At 57.2% G+C, this 13,372-nt stretch carries 13 protein-coding genes; 8 read left to right on the forward strand and 5 right to left on the reverse strand.

What is annotated here, in order from left to right; translation table 11 throughout:
• The first annotated feature begins 80 nt into the window (after positions 1–80).
• Positions 81–3,863 (forward strand): TonB-dependent receptor, encoded by a 3,783-nt coding sequence (locus tag ACPOL_RS17780; RefSeq protein WP_114208248.1) that lies wholly within the window; start codon positions 81–83, stop codon positions 3,861–3,863.
• Between the two features lie 42 nt (positions 3,864–3,905).
• Here the strand turns inward: ACPOL_RS17780 and ACPOL_RS17785 are convergent, their stop codons facing one another.
• Positions 3,906–4,868 carry a LolA-like protein gene (locus tag ACPOL_RS17785; RefSeq protein WP_150133053.1) on the reverse strand — a complete coding sequence of 321 codons (963 nt, stop codon included), beginning with the start codon at positions 4,866–4,868 and terminating at the stop codon, positions 3,906–3,908.
• A gap of 113 nt (positions 4,869–4,981) precedes the next feature.
• Entirely contained in the window at positions 4,982–5,980 is a 999-nt protein-coding gene (gene mltG, locus ACPOL_RS17790; protein ID WP_114208250.1) for an endolytic transglycosylase MltG, read from the reverse strand.
• Between the two features lie 159 nt (positions 5,981–6,139).
• On the opposite strand from mltG, the gene ruvX reads away from it, so the two are divergent.
• Positions 6,140–6,607, forward strand: coding sequence for a Holliday junction resolvase RuvX (gene ruvX / locus ACPOL_RS17795; RefSeq protein ID WP_236656853.1), 468 nt, complete (start codon positions 6,140–6,142; stop codon positions 6,605–6,607).
• Positions 6,608–6,621: 14 nt separating this feature from the next.
• Here the strand turns inward: ruvX and ACPOL_RS17800 are convergent, their stop codons facing one another.
• The gene (locus ACPOL_RS17800; RefSeq protein ID WP_236656854.1) at positions 6,622–7,239 is read right to left on the reverse strand and encodes a CarD family transcriptional regulator; all 618 of its coding nucleotides are present in this window, start codon (positions 7,237–7,239) and stop codon (positions 6,622–6,624) included.
• 131 nt (positions 7,240–7,370) lie between these two features.
• Here ACPOL_RS17800 and ACPOL_RS17805 point away from each other — a divergent pair, with 131 nt between their 5' ends.
• The 5 genes from ACPOL_RS17805 (at position 7,371) to ACPOL_RS17825 (ending at position 10,794) form a co-directional block, all read left to right on the forward strand.
• Entirely contained in the window at positions 7,371–7,850 is a 480-nt protein-coding gene (locus tag ACPOL_RS17805) for a GreA/GreB family elongation factor (RefSeq protein ID WP_114210889.1), read from the forward strand.
• Positions 7,851–7,896: 46 nt separating this feature from the next.
• Positions 7,897–8,604 carry a CDP-alcohol phosphatidyltransferase family protein gene (locus tag ACPOL_RS17810; protein ID WP_114208252.1) on the forward strand — a complete coding sequence of 236 codons (708 nt, stop codon included), beginning with the start codon at positions 7,897–7,899 and terminating at the stop codon, positions 8,602–8,604.
• Positions 8,605–8,720: 116 nt separating this feature from the next.
• Positions 8,721–9,131, forward strand: a complete 411-nt coding sequence (locus ACPOL_RS17815; protein WP_114208253.1) for a hypothetical protein — start codon at positions 8,721–8,723, stop codon at positions 9,129–9,131.
• A 10-nt stretch (positions 9,132–9,141) separates the two neighbouring features.
• Entirely contained in the window at positions 9,142–10,122 is a 981-nt protein-coding gene (locus ACPOL_RS17820; RefSeq protein WP_114208254.1) for an isoaspartyl peptidase/L-asparaginase, read from the forward strand.
• Between the two features lie 60 nt (positions 10,123–10,182).
• Positions 10,183–10,794, forward strand: coding sequence for a Maf family protein (locus tag ACPOL_RS17825; RefSeq protein WP_114208255.1), 612 nt, complete (start codon positions 10,183–10,185; stop codon positions 10,792–10,794).
• Positions 10,795–10,803: 9 nt separating this feature from the next.
• On the opposite strand, the gene ACPOL_RS33630 is transcribed toward ACPOL_RS17825, so the two are convergent.
• Together ACPOL_RS33630 and ACPOL_RS17830 are read right to left on the reverse strand one after the other, a co-directional pair.
• Positions 10,804–10,959, reverse strand: a complete 156-nt coding sequence (locus tag ACPOL_RS33630) for a hypothetical protein (protein ID WP_161557424.1) — start codon at positions 10,957–10,959, stop codon at positions 10,804–10,806.
• A 7-nt stretch (positions 10,960–10,966) separates the two neighbouring features.
• Positions 10,967–12,148: a M20 family metallopeptidase gene (locus ACPOL_RS17830; RefSeq protein WP_236656855.1), complete on the reverse strand. Its 1,182-nt coding sequence runs from the start codon at positions 12,146–12,148 to the stop codon at positions 10,967–10,969.
• 128 nt (positions 12,149–12,276) lie between these two features.
• On the opposite strand from ACPOL_RS17830, the gene lpxC reads away from it, so the two are divergent.
• A complete protein-coding gene (gene lpxC / locus ACPOL_RS17835; RefSeq protein ID WP_114208256.1) occupies positions 12,277–13,188 on the forward strand; it encodes a UDP-3-O-acyl-N-acetylglucosamine deacetylase in 912 nt (303 codons plus the stop codon).
• The last annotated feature ends 184 nt before the right edge of the window (positions 13,189–13,372 follow it).

A 13,372-nucleotide genomic window follows, 5' to 3' on the forward strand; every position in this document is an offset into this window, starting at 1 on the left:
TCCGCCCTTTCCACTCTGGAAAGTGACAGCATGGTGTTTTTTCTCTAAGTGACTCTTCATCTTGATGGAGGCTGCAAGGCATGCAATTTTCCCCACATTCCTCAGGCGGTTGTCGCAGGCGTGTCTCTTTCCGCGACCCTGTACCCGGTCTTGTCCTCCTCTTCCTCGCCGTAGCCTCCCTACAATCCTTCTCGCAGACGACCGGGGGTCGCGTGCTCGGCCGTGTTCTTGATCCCACCGGAGCAGTGGTACCAGGAGCGACTCTTACCCTTACCAATGACGCTTCCGGAACGACGATCTCGGCGGTGTCCTCCAAGGTGGGCGACTACATCTTCCCGTCGGTCGCTGTCGGCGCCTATCATCTCCAGGCGCAGGGACAAGGTTTTGAGGACTTTGTTGCAAATGGCATTCAGGTCAACCTCAATGCAACCGTTAGTTATGACGTGAAGCTGCAAGTCGGAGCGAATACTCAAGCAGTTGAGGTGACAGCGGAAGCGCCGCTGGTCGACACCACCACCACCCAGCTCGGTGCCGTGATCAATGAGCGCGCCGTGCAGAACCTGCCACTGAACTCGCGCGATACTTACCAACTGCTGCAGCTGCAGCCCGGCGTCCAGGGTGTCGGCGGCTCCGACCTGTTCTACGGCAGCGATAAGGCTGGCGCGGTCTCGGTCAATGGCGGCCGCGGCCGGTCGAATAACTTCAGCGTGAATGGCGGTGACGGCAACGATTTATTCGTCAACTCGCCTGGCATCGAGCCTTCCCCGGATGCAGTCGAGGAATTCCGGGTCATCACCAACACCTTCGATGCAGAGTACGGACGCAACTCTGGCGCCGTCATCAACGTGGTCACTAAGTCGGGAACCAACAAGTTCCATGGCAGCATCTATGACTACGTTCGTAACAAGGCTTTCGACGCCAAAGGCTATTTCAACCTGACCACGCCCGACGATACGCAGAATCAGTATGGAGCCACCGTCGGCGGCCCGATCAAGAAGGACAAGACCTTCTTCTTTCTTTCCTACAGCGGAAAACAATTAGTGCAGGGAATCGCGGGAGACAAAACGCGTGTGCCGACAGCGGCTGAACGTACCGGGCAATTTGGCGCCCTCGCCGGCACTTTGTCCGACTTGACGGTGGCCAACATCCTGCAGAACCGGCCTGGCTGCGCTGCCGCGATCGCCGGCGCCGGAGGTCTTGCGCCGACGCCAGGAACTGCCTGGGCAAGCATCTTTCCCACCTCAATTCCGACTGCCTGTTTCGATCCCGTCGCGGCCAACCTGCTGGCTAACAACGTGCCGCTTCCTAATGTGGGCGGCTATTACTTTCAAGCGTCCCCAAACCAGCACAGCCGCGAAAACCAGGGCACCGTTCGTTTCGACCATACCTTCAACGAACACAACTCTTTCACCGGCTATTACTATGTCGATGACGCCTTCGACGAAAACCCCTTCACCCGCTTCCAGGCGGTGACCCCAAACTTGCTTCCCGGCTTCGGCAGCAACAACGCCAGCCGCAATCAGCAGATCAATCTCGCCGATACCTGGACACTCAGCGCGACCACCCAGAACGAAGCCCGTATCACTTATTATCGGGAGGGCCAACTTACCTTCCTTGCCTTCCAACGGAACGGGCTGGTGACCGATTCCTGTACCGGTGTAGCGGCCAACTTTTGCTTCAACGGCAATACCGATACTCCGCTGATCGACGACAACGGGAACCCGATCGCGAACAACACAAAATTGGGCATTACTCCCGGTCTCCCCGCAAGCCGGCAAGGGGTGCCGAACATCAACATCAGCGGCGGCTTCACCATCGGCAACGACTACGAAGGATCGCTGCCACAGGTGGGAAATACTTACTCGTTGACCGATAACTTTTCGAAGGTCATCGGTCAGCACAGCTTGAAGTTCGGAGGCGATTTCCGCATCCAGCACTTCGATCAGACGCTCTATTACAACGTCAACGGATACTACTCCTACAGCGGAGGCGGCCCGAATGATCTCGCAGCCACCGACGCGACCGGGGCCGGCACTCTCTTCCCCAACTACCTGCTCGGGCTCCCTGACCAGTATTCGCAAGGATCGCCGCAGACGGAGAATATCCGCGCCAACGCACTCTATCTCTTCGCCCAGGACAGCTATAAGGTCAGGCCGAATGTGACGCTCAACTACGGTCTGCGCTGGGAGCTGAACGAACCGCTGGCTGATGCCTCGCAAAGGGTGCAGACATTTCGTCCCGGCCAAGCCACCCAAATATTTCCTTGCCAGCTCAACGCCGCGAATACAGCGGCGATCGGGAACGGAAGTTCCGATTGCGGCCCGGGAAGCGCCAACGAAGCTTACTTTCCCCTTGGGCTAGTGATTCCTGGGGACAAGGGCGTTCCCAAGGGCCTGACGGCGACTTATTACAAGGCCTTCGCACCACGCATCGGTCTTGCATGGAGCCCACAGCGCTTCAATAACAAGCTTGTGATTCGGGGGGGATTTGGGCTGTTCTATAACCCGTTAGAGCAGTTGGTGCTGGAGCAGTTCCAAGGAGAGCCTCCTTTCGGTGGCAGCAGCTCCATCTCCGAAGGTCTCTTCCAAACGCCGTTCGTGAGCCAGGGTGGCGTCGTCTCGCCGAATGCTTTCAATGGATTTTTGAATCCGGCTCGAGGCTCGGCGGTCGATTGGTCGGTCTTTCGCCCGATCATCCTCTACGGCGAGCTTCAGCCTAACTTGAGGACGCAATATACCGAGCAATACAACTTGCAAGTCCAGCATCAATTTGCCAATAACATGGTCTTCACCCTGGGCTATGTTGGATCGCAAGGACACCGGCTGCTCGCAACTTACGATCTGAACCATGGGAATACACAGACTTGCCTCGATCTGATTGCGACCTCTGCTTACAACGGGGACCCGAGCTACAATTGTGGCCCGTATTCAGAAGATAGCGCCTATGTGATTCCAGCGGGCGAGACCATTGCACCCCAGGGACTGCACCTTCCTTATGGTTCAACGCCCTTCATTCAGGGTGGGACGGCTCTTACGGGACCCATCAATCTGGTTGGACTGCGGCAATATTCCTCCCCGTATTGCGATCCGGTGAGTGGCACGAACTGCCCAGCCGACGGCGTCCCGGTGTTTTCGAGCATCTTCGCGCAGGATGTCGTCGCCAACTCCAACTACAACTCTCTGCAGGCTTCGATAGAAAAGCGCTTCTCGAATGGCGTTCAATTCCTGGGCGCGTATACCTGGAGCAAGTCGATCGACAACGCGTCGAGCTTTGAGCAGAGCCTTGATCCCACTGATTTCAGCCGGAGCCGCGCCTTGTCGCTCTACGGCGCGACCAATCGCTTTGTCTTCAGCGGCGTCTGGGACTTGCCCTTCCGTAAATACAGCGGAGCCCTTGGAGTGGTCGCCGACGGATGGACCCTCTCGGCGATCATCGCCTTCCAGGACGGCTTCCCCATCCGGATGCAGTCGAATCTCGATCAAGAACTTCAGGGAAGCGGCGACTTTGAGAATCCTGGGAAGCCGGACATCGTGGCCCCCTTCACTCATCAGGACCCCAGGAAGAACAACGGATATTACTTCAACCCGAACATCTTCGCGGTGCCTGCGCTGGGCAGTCTCGGCTCCGCCTCCCGCAGCCAATGCTGTGGCCCGGGCATCGATAACACCGATCTTGCGCTCCAGAAAGTGACGCAGATTGGCGAGAACAAGAGCCTGGAGTTTACCTTTCAAACCTTCAACGTTTTCAATCACACCCAATTTTTAAATCCGGACGGGCAGATTGGCGATGGCGGACTCTTTGGGCAGGTCACGCGGGCACGGGATCCACGCAAAATGCAGTTGGCTCTTCGTTTCAGAATGTAGAGGTTATCGATTTTCGCAGGGAAGGCATCCCCGCAACACTGCCTATTGCAGTTGTTGGATCTTGACCCCTTCGGGGATCTCTAGCTCGAACTGGCTATCAGGTAAGGGCTGGTTGAGGATTAGCTTTTGCACGGTCAGCATGATCTGGTACTCCTCGAGCGGCCGCTTGATGGTGACCGTGCCTGGAAACTTCACGGCGCCAAAAGTCTGTAGCGGTCCGTAGAGGGTTTGGGTCTCAATGTTCCCGTTCTCGTCGTAGGTGTCCTGTTCGATCGGCTGCAGGTTCTCGCGATTGAAACGGATCACTCGTTTTGGGATCAACTCGTGGCTTGGTGCCGCGCCTTTGCCTGCTCCCTTTGGTTGCACAATCGATAGCAGGTAATCGCGCTCTTCGGTCCACCTCTTGGTCTTCGGATCTTGGCTGACATTGTTGTCGGTCGTCAGGATGAAGTCGTCCTCCGGCCCTATGCCGGGAATCAGCATGGAATTGAAAAATAAGGCCGGTCTCAAGTTGAGCAGCGGATTCGACTCCTTCGTAGTGACCGAGTTTTTGCCTTCTATGGCCTTGTTCTGGGGTGGGATCAGGAGTTTGAAGGTGTCTCCGTTGCTGGCCAAGTTGAAAGCCTGGGTACGCAATACAGGCAGAAGACCAAGCACTCGCAACATCTGCGGCTTGCGCATGAGCACATAAGCGCGCAACGAGGTGTAGTTGGTGATCGCACCCTTGTGGGTCCCGCCCACGGACGCCTGAAGATCGACGGTGGCGCTCAGGGATTGCACGGCGTCGTAGGCCTTACTGACGCCGGCGGCCAGTTGCGAGGCATCGGCGGTCAGCACCACGGACGGGGCCTTGACGGCTTGGAGCTTGCGCGTATGCGAAAGACAGCCATTCAGCCCGATCAGGCATGGCAGTACAAATAGTCCTGCCCATCGCTCCAGGCGTATTCGCAGCCTTCTCCGCGCTCGCTCGGAATCCGGGAGAAGTAGTCTCTCTTGCTCAGCCATTCCACCATTGCCTTCATCCCGACCCGGCATGGAAAGTATAGCCGCTCTCCGCCCCGGCTCTTCCAGAGGAACGCTCCTGCGACCCTTTTGGCACGAACGATTGAAGAAGTCCTTCACCGCGAACCAGCTTCGTGCTGCGCACGCCGATATGCCTCGACATTGCGCTGATGTTCTTCGAGAGTAGCCGCAAATCGAGAATGGCCCGAGGGATCCGCGCTTGCCGCGACGAAATAGAGGTAGTTCGTTTTGGCGGGGTTGATCGCGGCCATCAGAGAGGTGACGCCCGGATTGCAGATCGGCCCAGGAGGCAACCCTGCTCGCCGGTAGGTGTTATACGGAGAATCGGCATTCAGGTCCGACTGGTAGATCGTTCCTCGATAGCGGCCCTCGAGGAGCGCTGCATAAATGACAGAAGGGTCGGTCATCAGCGGCATGTTCTTATCAAGGCGGTTGATGAAAACACTTGCCACCAGCGGGCGCTCCTCAGCGATCGGCGTTTCGCGTTCGACCAGAGAAGCTAGAGTCACTACTCGATGCACATTCCCCTCCAGTCCCAGAGACGCTGCGGCGGAGCGGAACCGCTTGACCATCGCTGCCACCATCACGGCTGCGGTCGTCTGTCGGCCAAAGTGATACGTATCCGGAAATAAATACCCTTCGAGAGAAGTTGCGTGGGGATCGAGATCGGCGACGAGGGCGATATTTTTCCTGGCCGCTTGCTCGAAAGCTTCTTTGAATCCTAGTTGGGCTGCTTCGACCCGTGCGGCGATGTCGAAGAGGTTGGAGCCTTCAGGGATCGTGAGGGCAATGGTGTACACGTCCCCGCGGCGGATCCGGTCGTATACCTCGGAGATGCGCGCCGGGTGGTCGAAGCGATACTCTCCGGCCTTCAGCGTGCCGCCATGAGCCACTTCCATCCACAATCGCCAGACATCAAATCCATATCGGCTGCGGACGATCCCTTGCTGCTCGAGCGCTCTCGCGATCTGCCGGGAAGACGTGCCGGGCGCGATCTCCACAAAGGTCTCGCGATGCGGACCATACGGGGAGAAAAGCAGAAAAGCGGTGGCCAGCATCCCGAGAAGGACCAGCAACAGAAATATGCGTCGCACGAGAAGAGTGATTCCTATGGATTTGATTCGAAGATCTGATTTTCGAAGCGGTTACTCTCTGATTTTATGCTCATTGGCCGGCAGTTTGCCGAGACTCCCGGTTTTCAGCAGTGAAGGGCTGCTTGCTTCGAGCATTCGCAGACGCCCTAGAATAGGGAGGTGAATTCAATCGACGAGCAGCGCCCTGCGCTTGAAAGCCTCCTGGGCTTGGACGTGGGCGATCGCCGTGTGGGCGTAGCAATTTCCGTCGGTATGACGGCGCAGCCGCTCATGACCCTGGTGAGATCCAACCGCCGCCAGGACTTGCGTTCGCTTCTGCGGATCCTCCGTAAGCATGAATGTACGGAGATTGTGGTTGGGAATCCGCTTTATATGTCCGGGGATTTGAGCCCCCAGGCTACCAAAGCCCAGGCGTTTGCGGAAATGCTGAGGGAGGAGACCGGGTTGCCAGTCCACCTATGGGATGAACGCCTTACCACCACCGAGGCGCATCGCCATCTGCATGCCTCGGGGGTGGCCGGTTCGCAACACAAGAAGGTTGTGGATCAGGTCGCGGCGGTGCTTATTTTGCAGGCTTTTCTCGATGCTCGAGCGATTCGCGCCGAGCAGCACAACGAAGCGTCCTAATCTCTCCAATCCAATCAAGCTTCGCCGACGATGTCCGGGAACTTCAAGCCGGCCTCACTGAGGGCCAGCAGCAATTTTTCGTCGACCACCGTCTCATTAGCTCCGGTCGCCTGGGCAATCTCATTCACCAGCAGATAACGCGCACGCTCCAGCATCTTTTGTTCGCGGTAGCCAGGTGTCTTCCTTTGGTTGAGGACCAGCAGGCTCTTCATCACTTCGGCGACTTCCATCAACGAGCCGGCCTTCATTTTTTCGCAATGCTCCCGGTAGCGCTCTTTCCAGTCGGCATTGCTGGTGCAGTTGTCGTCCCCGAGAAATGAGAAAATGCGGTCGACTTCTTCCTGATGGACAACGCTCCGCAAGCCCACGCTATTGGCATTGGTGCAAGGAACCATGACCTTCAAACTGCTTGATTTGATGGTCAGCATGTAAAAACGCTGAACCTGAAATCCATCGGTTCTGGTTGCAATCTGATCCACTACACCTATCCCGTGATTAGGATAGACAACTTTGTCACCGACCTGGAAACTGCGAAGTAGGCTCATAATTTGATCTCTATTTGGATGCCTTGGAAAGCATTTGGCCGAGGACACTAGGAATCCTTCCAGCCGGGTCTGAAGATAAGCTTCCATTTGCGACTCAGTCAAGCCATCCTCATCGACTAGAAAGCTTGCGCTTCCCTGTATAATCGAGGTTTGGAGTGAAATCACTCCCCAGCCCTTAGAGAACGGTCCGCACGAATATGGACCGCAATGGACGTTCGATGCCCGAACACATCAAGAAAAAATTATTGGAAGAGATCAAGCAGCTCGAACACGAGCTCCAGCATGAGCTACCCGCGGAAATCAAGAAGGCTGCCGCACTCGGCGACCTCAGCGAAAATGCCGAGTATCACATGGCGAAACAACGCCAAGTCTTCGTCAACGCCCGTCTTGGACAGCTCAAAACCCGGATGGGTGAGCTTGCACTCGTCAATCTGACCAACATCCCACGCGATCGGATTGCTTTCGGCTCCACAGTGACCGTCTACGACACGACCAAGGACGAGAAGATCGAATACAAGCTGGTGACCAGCGAAGAGTCTGATGTCAACAAGGGTCTCATTTCGACTACGTCGCCTATTGGCCGCGGATTGGTTGGCAAACAGGTCGGAGACATCGCGGTCGTGGTCACGCCGAACGGCAAGCGTGAATTGGAAATTCTCAAGCTCATCACCATCCATGATGAGGTCGATAGCGTCTAATGCAGGTGGCGGACGGCATGCGCGGATCTGTACAGTCGGAGTCAAAATGACCTGGACCAGCGCTTTCGGGCGTGGTTGCGGAGTCATCCTGCAGGCTATCGTTGACGGCCTGGCGCTTACACGTATTTCGCCGAACATCCTCACCTTCATTGGATTGGTGATCAATACCGGCGCTGCTGTCCTCTTCGGGTTCGCTAACGAACACAATTACGTTCGCATGTTTTTGCTCGCTGCCCTGGTCATCATCGGCGCCGGCATCTTCGACATGGTGGATGGCCGGGTCGCCCGGCAGACGGACCAGGTCACCGTCTTTGGCGCCTTCTTTGATTCCGTCATCGATCGGTATAGCGACGTCGCGCTCTTCTTTGGCCTGTTGGTCTTCTATGCGCGCGGCAATCGCTTTTTCTATGTGGTCCTGGTGGCTTTCGTCATGGTCACCTCGCTGATGGTCAGCTACACGCGAGCTCGCGCTGAGGCGCTCATTAAATCCTGTAAGGTCGGCTTCATGGAGCGGCCGGAGCGGATTGTCCTGGTAATTCTCGGAGCACTTTTCGCGAAATGGGGCGTCATGGCCCCGGTCCTCTGGGTGCTCGCTGTGCTTTCCACCATCACCGTCATCCATCGCATTAAATTCACCTACCAAATGACGAAGCACCTCGCTCCGATTCGGGCGGCGGTGCCCGCGCCGGCACGGAATGCCCAGCCTGCCGGGGCGGCGGCCTTCAGCTCCTCGCCAAACGTTCCCCAAGCCTAGCTTCTTTTCGCGCCATTCTTATCTCGATAGGCGATCAGGTAATTGCCTGGGTACAGTCGGCGATGAGAATGCTTGGTCGCATTGGGATCTGGGCTTGCTCGTGATGCATCTCAGCGTTGATTTTTAGCGTTGCTTTTAGCGGACTCGTCAATGGAGAGGCCGCCGTCAATCCTTTTTTCTGGGTCACGCTCAAGTCGGCCTTTCCGGCATGGTGTGTCTATCTGCCCCTCGTCGTCCTCTGGAGTGACGGCCAAGGGCCGCGAAAGCTGGTCTTGCTTCTAGCAGGAGTAGCCGTTGGTCCTGTAACTATTCTCGCCATGGCTTTTATCGCGCTGGCGCGTGGAACAGATGCCCGGTCCGTGTGGCAAGGCGACCCGTTAGGCGGTATTGGTGCGATTTCAGCGACAGTCTTTGCCGCAGTTGTAGGAGTTCTCACGGCCGCGTTCTATGTAGCCGGTCTCAAGTATTTTTTTCCTCCCGGAGACCGGGCCTCCGCAGAAAAGCGAGATTCTTCAGGTCAGCCCTAAAATAGGACTCATGCCAAGAACCCCAACCCTGATCGTCCACGGCGGAGCCTGGGCCATTCCCGACGACATGCTCGACACACATCGCAATGGCGTCTCGAACGCGCTCGCCATCGGATATGCGCTGCTTCAGGACGGCGCCTCGGCTGTCGATGCGGTTGAAGCCGCGGTCACCATCCTCGAAGATGATGAGACCTTCGATGCGGGGCGAGGCAGCTTTCTTGCCAGCTCTGGCCGCGTCCAGCTTGATGCTCTGTTGATGGACGGCTCCAATCTTCGCGCCGGCGGGGTCGCTTGTGTTGAACGCCTCCGCAATCCCATACAGGCGGCAAGGCTGGTCCTCGACAAGAGCCCGCACGTCTACTTTGTAGGCTCCGGCGCAGAAGACTTCGCTCGGCAGCACGGCATGGCGCTGATCGACAACGCCGAACTCGTTCTCGAACGGGAGCGAAACCGCCTCGCCGAAGCCCAGGCGAACGCTCGTGCCGGTCTGCCCGACCTCACCTTCGCCGGCGACGACAAGTCTCCAGAAACGGCGGTGGATCCCTCTGGCTCCAATCGTCCAGGATTCGATTCTCACGACACCGTCGGCGCCGTGGCTCTGGATAGCCGAGGGAACCTGGCCGCTGGCACCTCGACCGGCGGCACTTTGAACAAAGCGCCGGGCCGGGTCGGCGATTCGTCCCTCATTGGCTGCGGATGTTACGCCGATAATCTCAGCGCGGCCGTCTCACTAACCGGATGGGGCGAGCCCATCATGAAGCTGGTCTTGGGAAAGTGGGCGGTTGACCGCGTGCAACGCGGAAATGCCCCGGAAGTCGCCGCAAATGAGGCGATTGCCTACCTGAACAAGCGGCTCCAGGGCCATGGGGGCATCATTCTGCTCGGTCCGGACGGGCGCTTCGGCCTTGCCCACAACACCCCCCGCATGGCGTGGGGCATCGGCAATGAGAGGGGTCTGCGGACCGGCATCTCCAGCGAAGAACTGACCTGAATCCCGTTGGCAATACGTCCTGCGAGCGAATTATGACCGCGGCTTGCAATAATTGACTTGATGCTTGTCCTTGCCTCTGCCTCTCCGCGCCGCAAAGAACTCTTAACTCAAGCTGGCTTCAAGTTTCAAGTCGTTCCTTCCTCTATCGCCGAAGTGCGACGCGCCGAGGAAGATGCGGCTTCTTTCGCCGTTCGGCTCGCTCGCGAAAAGGCCCAGTCGGTTTTTGACCAGATTGTTTCTTCGAGGGTTCCAGATCAACTGCTGGTTCTTGGCGCCGATACGATTGTCGTCACCCCTGAGGAAATCCTGGGCAAGCCTCACGGCGCAGCAGACGCTGCGCGGATGCTGCGCCTGCTCTCGGGACGCACACATCTGGTGATGACCGGCGTCTGCCTGGTCTCCGATCATGCCACTGAAGTTGCCGTGGAGACCACCGCAGTCGCTTTCCAGACGCTATCTGAAGACGATATCGCGCGGTACATAGCCACCGGAGAACCGATGGATAAGGCGGGAGGCTACGCCATTCAAGGTTACGCCGCGCGTTGGATTCCCCACATTCGGGGCTGCTATTTCAATGTCGTGGGATTGCCGATCGCCCTGGTGTCAAACATGATCGAAGGCGAGAACCGTCGGACCGCCGCGTTAGTCGCTACGGTTGCCGAAGCTGACTGAGCACTGGCCTTAAGCCTTCGTTGACTTGATCGCCCTTGGGTCGGAATCGATCTCCAAATCGCCACCCTCACCGCTCTGCGAGTAAGCGCCAGGACCAACCACGATCAAACCAAGGATAACAAGCAATGAGACTGCCAGAAGTCCAAACTCTACTGCCTTGAGCATCGCGCCCTCACACTGTTGCGATCATCGCCGCCAATAACGCAGTTCTCGGAACCAGATGTTCGATCAGCACCGATTCATGGTTGGCGTGCGCTCCCTCCCCCACGGCCCCCATGCCATCCAGCGTGGGGATACCGATCGCGGAGGTAAAATTCCCATCGGAGCCTCCGCCGGTGGCTGCTTCATGCAGCTCGAAACCCAACTCGCCTGCCAATGTTGCTGCTTTTGCAAAAAGTTCAATGCCTCGCCTGGTTCTCTCCATCGGCGGCCGGTTAACGCCGCCCGAAACAACGAGGCCGCATTTCTTATCGATTGGACGCATCTGGAGAAACTTCCGTTCTATCTTTTTTGCGTCGGACGCCTTAATAAATCGAAAGTCTACCTCCGCCCAAGCTTCAGCGGCGACGACATTCGATTGCGTCCCGCCTGCGCACACTCCGGGATTTACCGTTATCCCCCGGGCGGGATCCGTAATGGCGCTGATTCGGGCTATCTGGTGGGCCAACTCGACCACCGCACTATGACCGCTGGCGAAATCGATCCCCGCATGCGCCGCTACCCCGTTGACGCGAACCATGTAACTCCCTACGCCCTTGCGTGAGGTCTTGTACGCTCCGCCCAACCCCTGTGCAGGCTCCAACACAAATACGGCTTCGCATCGGGCAGCGATGCTCTCGGTGGTGGATCGGGAGACTGGACTGCCTACCTCTTCGTCACTGTTCAACAACAGGATCACGGGTCGAGCGAAAAAATTGTGCTCTCTCAGGATCGCCAGGGCCGATAAGGCCATGGCTACCCCGGCCTTCATGTCGAGAACTCCGGGGCCGTAAATCCTTCCACCTGCTTGGCGACATGGCATGCTTTGTAAGCAGCCCAGGGGCCAGACGGTATCTAAATGTCCGAGGAGAAGCACCGGTTTCAAGGTTCGCGTCTGGCTGCCGAAGCCAAAACGAGCTTCCAGCAGGTTCGCGAAGTGCCGCTGCCGGTGCCATTTGACGCTCCCGTCGAGCGCCTGGCAAGCGAGCGCTGCGATCTGCATGCATCGATCCACAGAGGCCTTGTCGTTGGAGGGTGACTCCTGCTCAACAAGCCGCCGCAACAGGTCGAGCATGCCGGATTCTCCGCGGCGTGCTGAGTTCGCGATAACCTGGAGGGACTGATTGTCGATCCGGCTTTTTATCTCCTGCTTCATGTGTTCCTTATGCCGAAGCACGATTCCCTCATATGCGATCATGATGTGTCGAAATAGACACACTGCAACTTTCAATCTTATTCAGTAGTCTATGACGGTATGCCCATTTTTAGGGCCAGGATATTTGTTTGAGCGACGCTGCCCACCTGGAACACACCCTCGCCGCGCCAATAGAATTTACAGGAATCGGTCTTCATAGCGGCGCCCCTGTACACATGCGGTTACTCCCGGCCACGGCCGGCTCGGGAATCATCTTCCGGCGCACCGATCTCGATAACTTTGAAATCGGGGCAACCGGCCGCAATGTCGCGAAGGTCAGTTACGCCACCAGTCTGATGCGCAAAGGGGTCCTTATATCCACCACTGAGCATCTTCTGTCGGCGCTGATTGGTATGGGCATCGATAACGTTATTATCGAACTCGATAACCTGGAACTTCCTATTTTGGATGGCAGCGCTCTGCCCTATGTCGAGGCGTTGCGCCAAGCTGGCATTAAGATCCAACGCCGCCGACGTGAATACCTGCGCATCCTGAAGCCGGTAGAAGTTCGCGAGAACGACAAGTTCATCGCTGTTTATCCCGGGGAAGGTTACAGCATCTCGTATGACATTGATTTTCCCCGGCCCATTGGTAGATCGGGATTTGAGCTAGATCTGACCCAGGGCGCCTATGGGAGTCAGATCGCCCCGGCGCGAACATTCGGCTTCCGCGAAGATGAACAGAGACTTCGCGATATGGGATTGATCCGCGGCGTCTGTGAACAGAATGCGATCGTACTGAGCAGCGATGGCATACAAAATGGCCCACTTCGCTTCGGCGATGAGTTCGTTCGCCATAAGGTCCTTGACCTGATAGGAGATTTGGCGCTGGCGGGCCATCACATTCTGGGCCGCGTGGTCGCCGAACGTGCCGGGCACGCGATGCACACTACTCTCGTCTCGCGTTTGTTACGCGACCGCAGCGCCTGGGAGTTGATCACCGTTGCTCCGCAACGGCGACCCGTATACCCTGCTGTTGCCGCCTCCCTGGCTACAGCGTAAGCCTCTTATTTATTGGGTACGTCCGATGCTGAGAGTGTGAGATTTTGCTCTATCCTTAGAAGCAAGCCGTTTCTCGCGCCAGAGACTCCCTGCATTGACAATCCTTATCCCAAAAATGCGGATCCACAACGAAACTTGAGTTAAACCGCTCGCAATGATGGATAATTCGCGATGTCAGTGGAAT

Origin of the sequence: Acidisarcina polymorpha, assembly GCF_003330725.1 — a bacterium.
Classification (GTDB): Bacteria; Acidobacteriota; Terriglobia; order Terriglobales; family Acidobacteriaceae; genus Acidisarcina; species Acidisarcina polymorpha.